10 protein-coding genes and 1 tRNA gene are annotated in these 16623 nt (G+C 62.3%); 5 read left to right on the top strand and 6 right to left on the bottom strand.

Translation table 11 applies throughout. From position 1 onward, the window contains the following. Positions 1–17: 17 nt before the first annotated feature. Positions 18–3359 carry a beta strand repeat-containing protein gene (locus tag E3T39_RS01255; protein WP_166784006.1) on the bottom strand — a complete coding sequence of 1114 codons (3342 nt, stop codon included), beginning with the start codon at positions 3357–3359 and terminating at the stop codon, positions 18–20. Between the two features lie 481 nt (positions 3360–3840). Between E3T39_RS01255 and E3T39_RS01250 the strand changes: the two genes are divergently transcribed. Continuing rightward, a complete protein-coding gene (locus tag E3T39_RS01250) occupies positions 3841–4866 on the top strand; it encodes a methyltransferase (RefSeq protein WP_241979441.1) in 1026 nt (341 codons plus the stop codon). A gap of 100 nt (positions 4867–4966) precedes the next feature. On the opposite strand, the gene E3T39_RS01245 is transcribed toward E3T39_RS01250, so the two are convergent. Then, positions 4967–5674, bottom strand: a complete 708-nt coding sequence (locus tag E3T39_RS01245) for a histidine phosphatase family protein (RefSeq protein WP_134512957.1) — start codon at positions 5672–5674, stop codon at positions 4967–4969. Positions 5675–5755: 81 nt separating this feature from the next. Beyond that, positions 5756–5828: transfer RNA gene (locus tag E3T39_RS01240), tRNA-Glu, on the bottom strand. 141 nt (positions 5829–5969) lie between these two features. Here E3T39_RS01240 and E3T39_RS01235 point away from each other — a divergent pair. The 3 genes from E3T39_RS01235 to E3T39_RS01225 all read left to right on the top strand — a co-directional run bounded on the left by E3T39_RS01235 (position 5970) and on the right by E3T39_RS01225 (position 8773). Next, entirely contained in the window at positions 5970–6620 is a 651-nt protein-coding gene (locus E3T39_RS01235; protein ID WP_134512956.1) for an MBL fold metallo-hydrolase, read from the top strand. A 108-nt stretch (positions 6621–6728) separates the two neighbouring features. Then, the gene (locus E3T39_RS01230) at positions 6729–7484 is read left to right on the top strand and encodes an ABC transporter ATP-binding protein (RefSeq protein ID WP_134512955.1); all 756 of its coding nucleotides are present in this window, start codon (positions 6729–6731) and stop codon (positions 7482–7484) included. Next, on the top strand, positions 7481–8773 hold the full coding sequence (locus E3T39_RS01225) for an ABC transporter permease (protein ID WP_134512954.1): 1293 nt from the start codon (positions 7481–7483) through the stop codon (positions 8771–8773). Before E3T39_RS01230 ends, E3T39_RS01225 begins: the two co-directional genes overlap by 4 nt. Positions 8774–8890: 117 nt before the next feature. Here E3T39_RS01225 and E3T39_RS16060 read toward each other — a convergent pair whose 3' ends face one another. The 3 genes from E3T39_RS16060 to E3T39_RS01210 form a co-directional block, all read right to left on the bottom strand. Continuing rightward, positions 8891–9793 carry a response regulator gene (locus tag E3T39_RS16060; protein WP_166784005.1) on the bottom strand — a complete coding sequence of 301 codons (903 nt, stop codon included), beginning with the start codon at positions 9791–9793 and terminating at the stop codon, positions 8891–8893. A 4-nt stretch (positions 9794–9797) separates the two neighbouring features. Then, positions 9798–12638, bottom strand: a complete 2841-nt coding sequence (locus E3T39_RS01215; RefSeq protein WP_134512953.1) for a response regulator — start codon at positions 12636–12638, stop codon at positions 9798–9800. 312 nt (positions 12639–12950) lie between these two features. Continuing rightward, complete coding sequence (locus E3T39_RS01210; RefSeq protein ID WP_134512952.1) at positions 12951–15557, bottom strand: hypothetical protein; 2607 nt, start codon at positions 15555–15557, stop codon at positions 12951–12953. Positions 15558–15836: 279 nt separating this feature from the next. Between E3T39_RS01210 and E3T39_RS01205 the strand changes: the two genes are divergently transcribed. Further along, positions 15837–16598, top strand: coding sequence for a ParA family protein (locus tag E3T39_RS01205; RefSeq protein WP_134512951.1), 762 nt, complete (start codon positions 15837–15839; stop codon positions 16596–16598). Positions 16599–16623 lie beyond the last annotated feature (25 nt).

Here is a 16623-nt window from a genome sequence, read left to right as displayed (position 1 = left end):
CCGGGTGCGCAGTTTGCTTACTGACTGATGTGACGGGGGATATTCCGGGTCCGGAGCCGCAGGATCAGCACGAGGACACCGGCCAGAAACAGCAGGAGTGCAGCGCCGCCGACCACTGTCGCGTCAAGTCCGGTGCGGGCGAGTTCGGTCGTTTCCGGGGAGCTCTCTGCAATCCTGACGCTGCCGGTGCCGGTGCCGGTGCCGGTGCCGGAGTTGATGACAAAGATCGTCTCCGACGCCAGTTGCGCAGTCGAGGAAGTCACGCCGATCATCACGATGTGGTGCCGGCCGGCCGCTGTCGCCGCGGGGACGATGACGCTGGTCACGATGGCGCCGTTTGCATTAGCTGTGACGGTTGACAGCAGCACGGGTGTGGAGTGAATCCAAACCTGAACGGACTCCCCTGGATCGAAATCGGCGCCGGTCACAGCGAGTGACTGCAGCGCACCCTCCGTAACGGTTTGTTCGAGAGTGGTGTTGGTCGGCGGCGTGGTGGCCACCACGAAACTCTGGCTAACCGAGCGCGCGTTTCCATACCTGTCTTCGGCCGTGACGACGACGTCGACGTTTCCGTCGGCGAGCGGACCGGGCTCGACCGTCCAGACACCCCCGAGCTGTACCGTTACGCTCAACTCCTGCCCAGCCACCGTGACTGACAGGATCGCGCCGACCGGGGCATCCGTCGTGCCAGACAGTTTCGGCGTAGTGTCGCGCGTGCGACCCGTCGGCGCCACGGTCACGGCCACGGCGGGAGCGGTCGTGTCGATTGTGAAGATCTGGGCCGAATCAGCGCTGATTTTCGTCACGAGGTCCACGACGGTCACCGCGACGGTGTAGTCACCGTCAACGGAGATGTCGGCCGAGGCGACGGACCACGTTCCGGCAGCCGTCACAGTCGTCCTGAGAATCTGGCCGCCGATCGTTACGGTCACAGCCGATCCGGCAGCAGCCGTCGAGGTGCCGACGAAGGTCGGTGCTGGATTGTTGGATGCTGCTGCCGCGCCCCCGGTGACAGTGACGTCGGGGGCCGCGATCACGCTGTAAACCTGAGTTGCGACACCCGTATTGCCGGTGGCATCCGTGATCGACGCTGTGACGGAGTGATCGCCCTCGGCGAGCGCTGCGGCGGTCACCGACCACCTGCCGCCCTCGATGACGGTGGCCCCGAGCGTCTGGGTCCCCACCACAACGGATACCGCGGTGCCGACGAGTGCATCGGACGTGCCTGAAACGGTCGGTGTCGTATCGGCGCTGGTGAGTGCGGACCCTCCGGAAATGGACACGACGGGCGCGAGGGTGTCGAGCGTATAGGTCTGTGTCACGGTTTCGCTGTTGCCCACCGGGTCCGTGACCGTAGCGAAAACTCGGTGATTACCGTCGCTGAGTGCGCCGATTGAGATCGACCACGTGCCAGCGGTGACGGTGGCGAGCAGGGTCTGGTTGGACACGGTGACGGTGACAACGGTGCCGTCGGCCGCATCCGTTGTGCCCGAAATGGTCGGGGTGGCGTCGTTGATCAGCGTGGAACCCGCGTCTATGGCCAGTGAGGGTCTGGTGGTGTCCAGGGTGATGGTTTGACTCCCCATTCCGGCAACGCCGCTGGCGGTGATGGTGACGACGGCCGGGTGGGCTCCATCCGTACCGAGGTCGGCCGCGAGCACCGACCATGCACCGGCCGTCACTGTCGATGACACCGCGGCGCTGTCGATCAGCACTGTAACGACGCTGCCATCCGCCGCGTTGGTCGTGCCCGAAATGGTCGGAGTTCGATCGGTGGTCGTCAGCGTTGCCCCACCCGCAAAGATTACGGTCGGTGCCTTAGCGTTGTGCGTCAAGGCCTGCGTGGCGCTGCCACTGTTACCCACCAGATCCGTGATCGAAACGGTGATGGTGTGCTCGCCCTCAGCGAGTGCCCCGGCCGTCGCCGACCAGCCGCCACCGTCAGCAACAGTGGTCGCCAGCGTCTGGCCCGCAACGGTCACAGCGACCGCCGTGCCGACGGGAGCGTCCGTCGTACCCAAAATGGTCGGCGTGCTATCGGCCGTCGTCAGCGACGAACCGCCGGCAATGACGAGCGACGGCGCCGTCGTGTCAAGAGTGATGGTCTGGCGCGCCGTTCCGGCCGCGCCAGTGACGGTGATGGTGACGACGGTCGGGTAGGTTGCATCGGCACCGAGGTCGGCCACGGGCACCGAGAATGCACCTTGTGCAACGACCGACGTGACGGTAATGCCGTCGATCAGCACCGATACGACGCTTCCCTCTGGCGCGTCGGTCGTGCCGGAGATCGTCGGTGTTCGGTCGTTAGTGAGGCGCGTGGCCCCGCCGCTGATCATCACGGCCGGGGCGCTCACATCCTCGGTCGAAAACGACTTTGTAATACGTATATTGCCAACGATCGTGGCCGTGATCGACCAGGAGTAGCTGGCCGAGTCCGTTCGCGTGCCCGCCACCGTTCCGGTGACGGGACCGAGGTTGATCCCGGGCGGTAATTGGCCCGCCGTCACGGCCCAGGCCACGTCCTCGGCGCCGACCGATCTATTGTCGGACGACGCGACCGAGAGACGGTCGGAATAGGACACTCCATCGGTCATGGCTCCGAGGTTTTGATCGACCCAGTCCGTGGTGGCCGTCCCGGACGGGGCATCATTGATGATTCGTGCGCCCGCGCTAAGGGTAATCGCTGTTCCCGTCGTGAGCAGTTGGCCGTGCAGTGTGGAGTTCGCCGACAGGGTGCCGGCGGTGCCACCAATAACGCGACCGCTGAAGTCGGCATCGGCCGCAATAGTGAAAGCAGCACCGATGAACCAATACGCGTTGCCGGCCTGCGCGCCGTTGATCAAGCGAACACGTGCGTTGGCCGAGGTATCGAACGCACCGTGCGGCACCATGATGAAAATGGCGTCAGCATCGCCCCCGGCGTCCAGAGTCACAGTTCCGGTCAGGGTGACATTGCTGTCAGCGGTGTGGATACCCGGCCGCAAGGTCATGGCATTGATCTCACCGGGCAGGATGAAGTCTCCGGTGAGAGCCAGGGCAGCGGTGTGCGCGGCGGTCAGATCTGCTTGGGCCCGGCGTGCCGCTGCATTGCCCAGGTTGACGGCGCCCACGCCGGCGAGTGTTCCACCGTTGGTGTACACGCCGGTTTCACTGGACATTCCGAGGTCGGAGCCGAACGTACCCGTGACAACGGCGCTCGGGCCGATCGTGACGGCCGAGTTGCCCAGAACGACATACGAGTTCGCAAAACCAAAGTTAGGGCGCACCGTCACCGTAGTGGCGGCAGCAACGCCGCCAGCCAGCAGCGAACCGATCAGGGCGAGCACCCCGACGGCGCCGGTCCATCGGAGCGCAATCATCGTCCGTGGCGGTCGGGCGGAGTGTCTGGCACGACGGACTGGCGGCGTGCCGTTCGGTGAAGTGCGGAGCGTCATGGGGCGTGCTTTCGTCAAGGTGCGCCATCCACCGTTGGAGTTTCACGGCGGGCAACGAGTCGGCGAACTACCGAACTCCCAGACTGACCCATGCAATGGGTATTACCCCAGGGTTGAAATCACCCACTAAGAGGGGAGAATGTCCGTCTACGCCGCAGACGAGTGACTCACCACATATACAAGCTCTCAGGGTCAGGGGTTGGTGCGTCCCAGCCGGCGGCGCACGGTAGTACGGAATTCAGCGGGCACCCCGCGGCGGCGATCTATAGTTGAAGGCTATGACTATGCACTGGGTTCGATGACTTCCTCAGCCAACGACCACCCATACGTTCACTGGGTCCAGGATGGCATTCCGGCCTCAGTACTCTGGCGTTCGGCCAATGGCGCGCCGGCCCCCCGGAACGTCGTGCCCGTTGACGACACCATCACAGCGGATGCCGCCTACCGGCTGGCCTCGCAGGGCGTCGCCATGCTCTGGAATGGGGACTTTCACAACGCGCGCCAAATTCTGACGGCCCTGGAACACCGCACCAGACCTCGCCCGGATCACACCGAGCGCAGCACCGCCGACGTGTTCTACCGCTATCGGCAGAACCGCTCGCACCGGGCACGGATTCTCGGTCTGCTTCTCGTGCCGCTCGCGGTCGGCAACCTCATCGGGCTGCGCCGCGCGCCGGACGTTCACGATGCCACGGTCGCCGCCTATGGCAGCATCACCGAGGCATCCGTTGTGTCGCTGAACGAGGTGCTCGGCACGATCGGCGCCCATCAGTGGCGTACCACGGGCATTCCCGTTGCCGCGTTGAACGCCAGCATCCATCCTCACTACGGCACGTTCTTTCCGGTGCGCAGCGAGTACGTCGATCTCGTGGCGAGCGCGCCCCTGGCCGCGCCGAAGGTTGCCTTCGATATTGGCACCGGCACCGGGGTGCTCGCAGCGGTACTTGCGACCCGGGGCGTGCCGCGGGTGGTCGCAACCGATATCGAGCCGCGTGCGGTCGCATCCGCTCGAGAAACGGTATCGCTTCTAAAACTCGACGGGCGGGTTGAGGTCCAACTGACCAATCTCTTCCCCGAGGGGCGGGCCGATCTCATCGTCTGCAATCCACCATGGATCCCGGCGACCGCTCACTCCCTGCTCGATGCGGCGGTCTACGACCCTGGATCTCGCATGCTCAAGGGATTTCTGGCGGGCGTGCTCGACCATCTGGAGCAAAACGGTGAGGTCTGGTTGGTGCTTTCCGATTTTGCCGAGCTGGTGGGGCTACGCTCCCGCGGCGACCTCCTGAACGTGATCGGTGCGGCCGGCCTGCGCGTGATTGGCGCACTTGAAGCGCCCGCCAGACACTCGCGAGCGAGCGACACGAACGACCCGCTGCACGCGGTGCGCGCGAACGAGGTCACGTCCCTCTGGCGCCTCTCTGCCAGCTAAACCCTGCGCTCAACCCATCGGTCTGCGATAGCAGTGTGCTCTGAGCACCGCCTGAAAAGTAAGTCGACCTGCCCCACGATCTGTGGGGCAGGCAAAGATTTTATGAGCGCACGGTCTGTGGCGCAGCGTGACCGGGCCCGCCGCCGACCGGCGCGTCGGCCCCTGGGGCACTCGAGCGCAACCAAGACAGATCTCCGGCGTCGGTATTGGTGGCAAAGACCGTCGGACGATTGGGCCCGTAGCGCACGATCGACACCGAGGCCGGACCGACAGAAATGCGCTGAAACAGGTCCAGGTGCATGCCGAGCGCATCGGCCAGGATCGACTTGATAATGTCGCCGTGGCTGACTGCCGCCCACACCGCGTCCGGCCCGAATTCCGCCTCGACCCGTGCGTCGTGGCGCCGGATGGCGGCGACCGATCTTGCCTGCATGGTCGCCATTGACTCTCCGCCGGGAAAAACGACGGCTGACGGCTGCGTCTGCACGACCGGCCACAGTTTCTCCAGGGTCAGCTCACCGAGCGATCGGCCCTGCCAATCCCCGTAATCGCACTCCGTGATGTCCACATCCTCGGACGTCGCCGGGGAACCCGCCTGGTGCTGCAGAATCAGGGCCGAAGTCTGCTGGCACCGCTCCAGCGGGCTCGAGACCAAACCGACCAGGGGAACGGCAGCAAGCCGCTCGGCCGTGCGGGCGGCTTGGTCACGCCCCACCTCGTCGAGCCCGACGCCTGGAGTTCGTCCGGCTAACACACCGGTGGCATTGGCTGTGGTGCGACCGTGCCGCACAAGAATGACTGTGGCCATGCCTACGAGCCTATACAGGCGCACCGACGCCTTGAACCAGGAAAGCCCGGCGCCTTCACAGAGTAGGCAGCCGGGCAATTGTGACCCCAGCGGGATTCGAACCCGCGTTACCGCCGTGAGAGGGCGATGTCCTAGGCCGCTAAACGATGGGGCCGTTTTTGCAACTTACCGAGTATGCCACACACCGGAGCCCTCTTCCAAACTGGGTGCCCGCGGCGCGCCGTAGCGGCTGCCGACAGCATTCAAGAAAGCGGATGCTGTTGCGCCACGACACGAATCGGGGTTAGCTCAGGGCATGAAACTGACCAAGCTGGAGCATGCCGCCCTGATCATCGAACTTTCCGGCAAGAAGCTCTACGTCGACCCAGGTTCGTTTACCATTGCGCTCACGGGCACGGCGGGTGCCGTGGCCGTAGTCATCACCCACGAACACGCCGATCACTGGACTCCGGAACAACTGGGCCGCATCATCGAAATGAACTCCGATCTGCGCATCTTTGCGCCGGCCGGCGTTGCGCGGGCCATTGCCGCCGTCAACGCTGATCTTGAAGTGACGACGGTGCAGGCCGGTGACGTGATGGAAGTCGGCCCTTTCACCCTGCGCTTCTTCGGCGCCACCCACGCGGTCATCCATGAATCAATCCCGGTGATCGACAACGTCGGAGTTCTCGTCAATGACGAGCTCTACTACGCTGGCGATGCCTTCACCATTCCCGAAGGGGTCGAGGTCGGCACGCTCGCTGTGCCGGCCGCGGCACCCTGGATGAAAATCAGCGAGGCGATGGACTACATTTTCGCGATCAAGCCCAAGCGCTGCTTTCCCACCCATGAAATGCTGCTCTCTCGCGCCGGCAAAGACCTGTCCAATGCGAGATTCCAAAACGTCACCCAACTTGGCGGTGGTGAGTTCTTCCCCCTCGAACCGGGCGACAGCCTCGACCTGTAGACCGACGCGGGCCGCAGCATCCCTCAGCAAACGTGCAGTAACTGCAATTTAGAGTGCAGTTACTGTATATGAGGCCCGTATGGGTCGCACAGAACCGAGGGAAGCACGATGAACTCCGAGTGGGTAATTGATGCACAGGGCCTGGAGAAATCCTATGGGTCGGGTGCGAGTCGTTTCGACGCACTGAAAGGCGTGTCCGTTCAGATTGCACCCGGCGAGACCGTGGCAATCGTCGGCAAGAGCGGGTCAGGCAAGTCAACCCTCATGCACCTGCTCGCCCTGCTCGACGAGCCCGATAAGGGATCGCTGCAAGTTGCCGGCACAGACGCCAAGTCGCTCTCCAAGCGCGCGGTCAACGAGCTGCGCAATAAGGAATTCGGCTTCGTCTTTCAGCAGTTCTTTCTCACCCCCAACGTGAGCGTGCTCGACAACGTCATTCTGCCGCTCAAGATCGCCGGCATCGGCTCCAAGGAGCGTCGCCGCCGCGGCATGGAAGTTCTCGAACAGCTCGAACTGACCGACAAGGCCGGCAACAAGGCCACGACCCTTTCGGGCGGGCAAAAGCAGCGCGTCGTGATCGGTCGCGCCCTGGTGAATGCGCCGCGGGTGATCTTTGCCGACGAACCTACCGGAAACCTCGACACCGCCACCGGCACCGTGGTCGAAGACATCCTGTTCGAGCTCAATCGCAGCCAGGGCATCACACTCGTCATCGTCACCCACGACGAGGAACTCGCCGCCCGTTGTGACCGGCAGGTCTACATTCGCGACGGACTGGTCGTGTCCCACCCCGGTTCGCCCCCCGCGGGGACGCACGCGCTGCACACCCCGGAAGCACGAACCACCGCCGGAGGCACAGCATGAGAGCCAAAGACCTCGTCGCCACCGCGATCTCCAACACTTTTCGCAGCAAGCTTCGCACAACGCTGACCGTTCTGGCCATCTTCGTCGGCGCGTTCACTCTCACCCTCACCAACGCCGTCGGCGCCGGCGTCAGCCAGTACGTCGACGCTCAGGTAGGCGCCCTCGGCTCCCCCGACGTATTCATCATCACGCAGGCGAGTGACGCCACGACGGCCGGCGACGGCCCGGTCAAATATGACCCGAATAGTTCAGCGTCCGTCTCCAGCCAGCAGGGTCCCCCCGGCACCACGACCAAGGCGCTGACAGATTCCGACCTCACCAAGATCGGCGAGACCGCGGGTATTGTGTCGGTCGATCCGATTCGCGCTGTTCAGCCCGACTACATCCAGTACGACTCCGGTGCGCAGTTCGAGTTCAGCATCAACGCCACCTCCGCCGTCACTACGGCCGACCTCACGGCGGGCGCACAACTCGACGGCGGCGCCACGGAGGCCCAGCTGGTCTTGCCCGACAGCTTCGTGACTCCGCTCGGGTTCGCGTCGGCAGACGACGCGGTGGGGGCATCCGTTTCTATCGGAATCACCGACATTCTCGGCGCGAAACACACAGTGAACGCCACCGTCGTCGGCGTCTCGCTCGAGAGTCTGCTCGCTGCGGGCGCGGGGGCCAACGACGCGCTAATAGCCGAACTGGCTGACGCGCAGTCCGGCGGCATCGACACCGCCGTCACGAGTTACGGTGTGGCCGTGGCTCACTTCGACAATTCCCTGTCAGCGGATGCCGTCACCGCGCTCAAGGCTGACCTCGCCACCCAGAACTACGCTGCGAGCACCATCGAAGACCAGCTCGGCGCCGTGCAGACGGTGATCAACGGCATCGTGGGGGTGCTCAACGCCTTCGCCGTCATTGCCCTGATCGCGGCGGCATTCGGCATTATCAACACCCTGCTGATGAGCGTGCAGGAGCGCACCCGCGAGATCGGCCTAATGAAGGCCATGGGCATGAGCGGCGGCAAGGTGTACACCCTGTTCAGCCTCGAAGCGATCGTTATCGGATTCCTCGGCAGCGCCATCGGTGCTGGTGTAGCGATCGGGCTCGGCTCAGCCTTGAGCGCCGTCCTGTCGCAGGGGTTGCTCTCTGGGCTGCCGGGATTGAACATCCTCTTGTTTGAGCCGGCAGCTGTGGCCTTCGTCATTCTGTTGGTCATGCTGATCGCGTTCCTCTCCGGTACCCTGCCGGCTCAGCGGGCGGCCAAGCAGAACCCGATCGAGTCGCTGCGGTACGAGTAGCGCTATACCGAGTAAGGCATGACCGCCACCCCGACGCCACGCACCCAGGTACCCGTGCGCCCGCAAACTCGTGAAGACAAGCGTCACGAGACGAGGCTGCGAGTGGAACAAAGCGGGTCAATGCTCGTGGTCGGATTCCAGGGGTAACCATTTCAATAGAGCCGCCCGCAGCTTGGCGAGATGGAGGGGGCGTATGAGATAGTCGTTCATGCCGACGGTGCGGGTGTGGTCGGCATCGCCGCGCACCGCGCTGGCTGTCATCGCCAGGATCGGCATATGTACACCTGGCCCCTCCGCCGCTCGAATGGCCGTGGCCAATTCGAAGCCGTTCATCTGTGGCATTTGGAGGTCAGTGATCACCAGGTGGTAGTCGCCCGTTGTCCACAGCTCGAGGGCTTGAGCACCGTTGTCCGTCAGGTCGGCCTCGTATCCGAGCAGGTTCAGCTGCCACAGAATAAGCTTTTGATTGGTCGAATTACTGCCGGCTACGAGAATACGAGTGGCATCCGGGGAGCGAAGTGTCGTCGCTCTTTTCCCTCTGGGAAAATCCTCACCCGTCGACCGGTCTTGCACCGAGAAGCCGGAAGACGAATCCATCGGGTTCGAACCGTTGCCTACTGTGGAACACACTTCTTCCGACGCGTCCTCATCGTCAGCGTGCGGCAGTAACCAGTGGATCGCGTCTTGAAGCTCCTGATAGTGCAGCGGCTTGGTGATGTAGGCGTCACAAGCAGCCTGACGCGCCCGGTCCTGATCCCGCGACATGGCCATCGCTGTCAGGGCGATCACCGGAATTTGGGCGGTGGCGGGGTCGCTCTTCAGCAGGGCGGTGGCGGCGAACCCGTCCATTCCCGGCAGCTGGATATCCATCAGAATCAAATCTGGCAGTTCAACCCGGGCGAGCAATAAACCGCTCTCAGCATCGACGGCCTCCGACGTCGTGTGGCCGGCCCGATGCACCAGCAGCGTGGCGAGCTTCATATTGATGGGATTGTCTTCAATGACAAGAATTCTGGCCACATTGCTACCCACCTTCCGGGTCGCCGCGAAGTTCGCCAGACTTCAAAGCGCGCTTGACCTCGGCGATGAAGGAAGTTCGGTTGAACTTCTCTGTACCGAGCACGCGCACCGGCTGGGTTGGGTCACTGTCAACAGCCGCCGATTCCCGCTTGGTGAGTGGCTTGCCAGACACGATCAACACGGGGATATGTTCGGTACTCTCGTCGCTCTGCAACGCCAACACCACCTCGTAGCCGCTAAACCCTTCCATCATGAGATTGAGCAAAACCAGGTCAGGATGCAAACGTTGCGCCATCTCAATGGCCTCGTCTTTTGTGAAAGCGCGCTCGACCGCATACTCCGGGCGAGTCAGAAAGCGTGCGATCACATCAACAGTTTCGGGGTCATCGTCAGCGACCAGAACACGTCGGGTGCGCCGGGCGTCAGGGCTGAGGCCGAGCGCTTTCAACGACTGTTGCAGCGCCTGTCGGCTGATCGGTTTCTCCAGTACGGCGGCCGCGCCGTGCGTCAAGGCCAGGCTCACATCGGTGTCCCCCGCAATTATCACAATCGGAACGGCGGCAAGATCCGAGAACTCGTGCAGGCGAATCAGAAAACCCCAACCGTCCATTCCCGGCAGACGGATGTCGAGGGTTATGAGGCTGAGACGCTGTTTCGGGGCAAGGTTCAAACCCTCTTCACCGCTACGGGCGACGATGACCCGAAACTCTTCAGCCTCCAGCAAAAGCCGAAGAACCTCGGCCCCCTTGGCGTCGTCCTCAATCACGAGAACAACGTGCTTGTCGGTTTGCTCCTCACTTGCGCGCGACTGCTGAAAGCTCTCGGCCACATCGGAAACAATCCCTGTCGCCGTATCCGGGGATTCGACCCCTGAGTCAGTCTTCACCTGCTTCGTGGCAGGAACCGCGTCGCTCTCGTCTCCGCCGGTGCGGGCCTCTTCCTTCGCCGCTTCCGGCGCCGCTTCGGCCAATTCGCCGACAGTGGGCAGCTTTCCGTTTCCCACCACACTGGCCGCGCCACCGGGGTCGCGGCGCACCGAAGCCTTGGGCTGAACGTCGGAGCTGGAAGCTCCATCTAGCGTCTTCGAGGCTTCTGACACTCCGTCGGAAGTCGATGTTTTTGTCGCCCTCCCCGGCCAAGCTGGCGCCTGGCCATCGGTTGCGCCCAGTGGAAGCCAAACGGCAAAACTAGATCCCGCGCCGGTCTCGCTGGCCACAGCAACGGTGCCTCCCTGCAACTCCACCATCTGTTTGACCGTGGCGAGACCGAGTCCGGTGCCTTCGAACTTGCGCGCCAAGGTGCTGTCGATCTGACTGAAAGCGAGAAAGAGCTTAGACATATTTTCACGTGAGATGCCCATTCCCGTATCGTCGACGCGAATTTCCAGAAAATGATCGACGTCGCTCTTCGGAAGTGGAAAATCATGCACCGGTCGGGTGCCGACAATTTTACCCACTGCACTGCGCGGCACCCTTCTCGCCGTGAGCGTGACCGCGCCGAGGTCAGGTGTGAACTTGACCGCATTTGACAAGAGGTTATAAACGATTTGCCTGGTCTTGCGTCGGTCAAGCAGTGGCATCCCCAGATCGTCTGCCCCGTCGAATACAAGGTGCAGCCCATGGACCAGAGCGTCTTCTCGCACGATCAACAAGCTTTGATCCAACAGCGACCGCACATCCACCGTTTCCAGCTCAATGTCCATCATCCCCGCCTCGACTTTGGACAAGTCGAGGATGTCGTTGATCAGCGACAGGAGGTGGTGCCCACTGGAATAAATGTCTCCGATGTACTCGCGCTGCGTCGCGGTAAGCTCCCCGATGAGTCCATCCTTAAGCGCCTCTGAAAAGCCGATGATGGCGTTCAATGGAGTGCGCAGTTCGTGGGACATCGTTGCCAGGAACTCCGTCTTCATGCGGCTGGCGTGTTCCAAATCGATGTTCGTCTTTTGGAGTGCTTGTTCGAAGCGCTTGCGTTCTGTCACATCACGGGCCGAAGCAAATACACCCTGCACCACTCGATCTCGATCGTAGAAGGTCGCGGCATTGTACGACACATCGGTCTCGTCGCCATCTATGGAGCGCACCGTCAGTTCGTAGTCGCTCACCTTGCTCTCGGTCAGAGCACGTTTAATGGCCGTGTCTGCCCGGGCCGGATCGGTAAAAAAATTGCGGCACGGGGCGCCGATGAGCTCGTCCCTGGTGCGCCCAGTGAGTTTGATCATCTGCTGGTTCACGTCAGAGATGATCCCCCGGGTGTCGGTCATCATAAGCGCATCGATGTTCGATTCGATGAGCGACCGCGTGTAGAACTGCTGGTCGCGCAGCCGTTGGTCGAGTACAGATTGGGCCATCGATACCTGATTACGCGCTGTGTCGTCGGTGCTGATCAGCAGATATCCAATAATCTCCGCATCGTCGTGACGTAACGCCGTGACCGACATCGTGGTCGGAAAGCGACTCCCGTCCTTTCGAATCGTCGTCAATTCATAGACATCTTCGATTCCACGACTCGCCTTATAGGCCAGGGCCTCAAAGCCGGGTTGAATTTTGGTGCCGAATTCGGCGCTCAACTGCGCCGCTCGAGCGATGATTTCGTCTGTGTCGTGCAAATCTCCTGGCACCGCCGTGTTCACGACGTCTTCGGACGTGTAGCCGAGCATGCCTTGCGCGCCCACACTGAAGATTTGTATGACTCCCCTGGCGTCGGTAGCGACACATGCAAAATTGGCGCTGTTGAAGATGGCATGCTGCAGGCTCACCGCCTGTTCCAACATGTTCTTGTCCGCGACATTCTTCTGTGCGCTCGAATACTCGTCGCTGGCGAGAGTCGACTTTTCTTTATTCATTCCGTAGTGGCCCGACGACCGAGAGTCGCCCGCACCTCGGGGATTTGTCATTTCCGTCACGCCCTCCGTGATCTATCAATGCGCTAACGGCGATAAATGAAGTGAAACATTTTGCAGTTAGATTGAGAGATACGGTGTCGGCACGTTCACCGAGCTTGATTGCCGCGAGTCGACCGAAGAATTTCCCTCGCCTCAATCTATATCATGAAACATTCTCAGCTGACCCCCGCCTGGGGGTGGTGAGAACGCCCACCCCCGGGCATAAAAAAGTTCGGGTTCGGCGCAAGCCGAACCCGAACCTCTGATGCTCGGTTAGTAGAGCGAGGTCACCACAACCTCACCGTCGACGACGTTCACTTCAGCGCTGATCGTGAGGTAATTCTCAGTGGTCTCATGACGGATCTCGGTAGAAAAGCCGTAGTCGACGTCGTACTCCATATTCACGACACCGTAGGTGTCGGAGGAGACGGTCAAACCGCCGTCCTCGTACGACAGATCCACGGTGAGGTCGGGCGCTGTAACGAGGGTGTAGACCACGTTGGAGTAGTAGGAAGAGATGTACCCCATGTTCGGGCAGTCATCAGACGCGGCCTCTCCCTCGGCGAGGCAGGTCGTGATGAGCGTGTTCACGGCCGCCAAGGCGGCGGCTTCGTACTCGGCCGTTGGGTTGGCCGTGAACGCATCGTCGCTCGATTCGAACTCTCCGTACCCCCCGAGAAGCCCGCTCACGACATAGGTCACCGATGATTCTTCGAAATAGTCCGTGGCTGGAATGGCCACTTCGTAGGTGCCGGGGAAGGCCGGCAGGGTCAACCCGTCGTCCTTGGTCGTACCGATCGACAGGCCGTTCGCCTCGAGCTCCACGTCGCCCAGTCTGGTCGGTACGTAGACGTCGATCTGACCAGGCTCGGCGTTCAGAATGGACCAGTTATCGGCAACCAGCCAGTCGGTGCTCGTTCGGGTGAGCTTCAGCACGGCGGAATCAGAAACTCCGCCCTGTTTGAAGTGCACCTCGATCTGAGCGACATCCTCGGTTATGGTGATATCCGAAATGGCGGCGTCTTCGATGCGATCTGTCGCCAGCCCGAAGATTTCGTTGGAGAGCAGGCCGTCACCGGCATCCGCTGAAGACCCGAGCAGTTTCAGGGCCGTCGAGGCGTTGCCCTTTTCCAACGCATCGAGGTAGGCGGTCGCAACATTCTGCGGGCCAAAGACCGAGGAACGCACGATACCGCCAGCCACACTTGCCGCGATGATGAGCAGCGCAGCGGCACCGACGATGATGGCGCCGATCTTCACTCGCTTCGCGGTGGCCGGAGACATGGTACTGGTCGCGAACGGGAGCGGCACAGCACCCGGCTGGCCGGCCGCGGTGACATCGGTTGTGACGGGATAGCCAGTGATGGGATCGATGCCGTACGCCACCTCTGTTTCAGGAAGGGCCGCGCCAGCTGCAACGGTTCTAACCGGCGCGAGGGGTGCCGTCGGCACAACGGGCAAGAGGCGTTCCTGACCCGATAGCTTCACGAGAGCGCCGATTGCCCCTGGCGTTGCATAGGCCAAGATAACCGGTGCGACAAAGCGCGTCAGGGCCTCAATAGCAGCGCCCCAGAGTGCGAAGATCAGAAAGGTCCACGCAGCGGGCCCAAACGTTCCCGACGCCGAGGCATTCTCGGGTGCGGTCATCGACGCCGTAACCAGAGCGCTGCCAAGAAGCTGCAGCACTAAACCGAAGACCAGGTACGTAGCGATGGTGGCCAGCCATGACAGGGGTGCCGGGCGCACGCGATTGCGACGAACGGCGAGCAGCAGCGAGGCGGCGACTGCCAGAATCAAGGCGAGTAGCACGATGAGCCAGATATAGCCGGTGATTCCCTCGCTGAACACGGAGAGATTTTGCTTCGTCTGCTCGTTGGACGCGCCGCCCAGGCTGGCCAGCACACGGTCCAGATCACTCAGATCGGCGGAGAAAGCTCCCAACATGCCGATGACGACGGCGTTGATGGCGAAGGTGAGCAAGAACACGGGAAGCACTCCGACATATTCGTCGGCCTCGGACAGCGGGGTCAGAATTGCCAGCACGACCGCCAGCACGGCGATGAAGGCACCGAGGTGCAGGGACGCAATACGCACGGTGCCCCACGGTAGCCAGGTGGCGCGGGCAAGAAGACGCGACCATCCGTCTGTGGCTTGCAGCCGGGCCACGTAGGAGACGGTGAATCCGATGACGAGCGCGCCGAGGAACGAACCGACTGATGCCGCGGAGGTCGAGCCGACAGGAATGTCCAACTGCAGGTCGGGGAACCGCACAGGGAGCACCGCGGCCAGCACGGTCACCCCGATGGCGAGCGTGAGCCCAGACACGGCCGACAGAATGAGGACCGAGGAGCCCTGCCAGACGCCGCGCCCCACGAAACGACTGGAAAGATAGCTGCCGACCAGTAGAGCGGCAAATACCAGCAGCGGCAGCACTCCCACAGTGACACTCGCGGCGAAGGAGATGATGTAGTCAACTTCGGTCGACGCGCCAAGCTGGCCGAACGTTGCCATTGCGACCAACTGCACTGGACCGGAGACAAGCCATCCAGCCGAGAACATCTCCCAGCCGGTAAGAAGTCCGGTCAGGGCAACAGTAAGAAGCGCGACAACAAACGCTGCCCCGTACCCGATCCCAGCGGATGCGACGGCTCCCCGCCACGCGCCCGGTGCGATCACGGAAAACGCATTCGGCCCGCTCGGCCCCTGAGCGAGCGGCTGCCCGGCCGGACCAGCGTACGGATTGGCCTGCGTGAGCGCGGGCTGAGCGGGCTCTGAATTCACTGCGGGCTGGCCCGGCGCAGTCGGAGTCGGAGTCGGCGGTATCGATCCGGCCTGAAATGGATTCGGTGGCGTGGTCGGCGGCGTGTTTTCAAGCGACATGAATGTCGTGATCTCCCCAAGATTGGTGTGTGCCAACACAGGGTGAACATCACCTGTGTATTCCATGAGAAATTAGTGGCAATTATCAGCCTATTGCACCCCAAAGATGCCTCTCACCGGCTCCTTCGAAGCTCCAGACCGAGAATGTGGAGAGTCTTGGACTCGTCCCCTACTGGAACCAAGGCACGTACCTGGCCGCTGAGGGCGCCTCCAGCGCGACACGGTATCGAGGCGCCAGTGGTCCCCCGGCGCCGCGAAGTTGACTCCTATGATGGGCTCATGAAGACCGTCGCGGTGTACAGCACCAAGGGTGGCGTCGGCAAGACAACGACGGCGGTCAATCTCGCCTGGGAGGCTTCCCACGAGTGCCGAGTGCTGCTGTGGGACCTGGACCCGCAGGGCGCCGCGACGTATCTCCTCAATGTCAAAGCGAAGGTCAAAGGCGGCGTGGATTCCCTCATTCGAGGCAAAAGCCACGCGGATGCTGTCATCCGGCCGACCGCGTACGAAAACCTCGATGTGCTGCCGGCGGATGACACCTATCGAGATCTCGATCTGTTCCTTGACTCAGCCAAGAAGTCGACGCAGCGTATCGCCAAGGTGCTGAAGTCGGTCTCGAACCAATATGACGTCGTGATCCTCGATTGCCCGCCCGGGGCGTCCCTCGTGGCTGAAAACGCACTCAACGCGGCCGACCTTGCCGTGGTCCCCCTGGTACCGTCGCCGCTTTCACTACGTTCGCTGGCCCAGGTCAACGAAATCATCGCGGCATCGGATCGGCCGCCTAAGGTATTCGCATTCCTTTCGATGGTGGATCGCCGCAAACTTGTACACCGCTCTGCCGCAGAGGCGCTGCCGCGCGAACATCCACAGGTGATCGACCTCGTCGTTCCCGCGACCGTCTTGATCGAACGGATGGGCGCCGAACGCGCGCCGATAGGAACGTACGCACCGAGCACTGAGGCTGCGCGGGTATTCGCCCAGCTCTGGAAACACGTTCGCTCCGCGTCGAAGGTCAAGCCGGGCTCGCGGCCCGGGTAGGACGTTGCGCTGCAGCGCAATCAAC

It is taken from the genome of Cryobacterium suzukii (assembly GCF_004403185.1).
In the GTDB taxonomy this organism is placed as follows: Bacteria; Actinomycetota; Actinomycetes; order Actinomycetales; family Microbacteriaceae; genus Cryobacterium; species Cryobacterium suzukii.
The sequence above is the reverse complement of the archived record's forward strand: the minus strand, read 5'-3'. Positions and strand labels throughout refer to the sequence as shown.

Excerpts from the sequence above, each read along its gene's own strand:
- E3T39_RS01255 (WP_166784006.1), bottom strand. The coding sequence starts at position 3,359 with ATGATTGCGCTCCGATGGACCGGCGCCGTCGGGGTGCTCGCCCTGATC.
- E3T39_RS01230 (WP_134512955.1), top strand. The coding sequence starts at position 6,729 with ATGAACTCCGAGTGGGTAATTGATGCACAGGGCCTGGAGAAATCCTAT.
- E3T39_RS01245 (WP_134512957.1), bottom strand. The coding sequence starts at position 5,674 with ATGGCCACAGTCATTCTTGTGCGGCACGGTCGCACCACAGCCAATGCC.
- E3T39_RS01235 (WP_134512956.1), top strand. The coding sequence starts at position 5,970 with ATGAAACTGACCAAGCTGGAGCATGCCGCCCTGATCATCGAACTTTCC.
- E3T39_RS01210 (WP_134512952.1), bottom strand. The coding sequence starts at position 15,557 with ATGTCGCTTGAAAACACGCCGCCGACCACGCCACCGAATCCATTTCAG.
- E3T39_RS01215 (WP_134512953.1), bottom strand. The coding sequence starts at position 12,638 with ATGAATAAAGAAAAGTCGACTCTCGCCAGCGACGAGTATTCGAGCGCA.
- E3T39_RS01225 (WP_134512954.1), top strand. The coding sequence starts at position 7,481 with ATGAGAGCCAAAGACCTCGTCGCCACCGCGATCTCCAACACTTTTCGC.
- E3T39_RS01205 (WP_134512951.1), top strand. The coding sequence starts at position 15,837 with ATGAAGACCGTCGCGGTGTACAGCACCAAGGGTGGCGTCGGCAAGACA.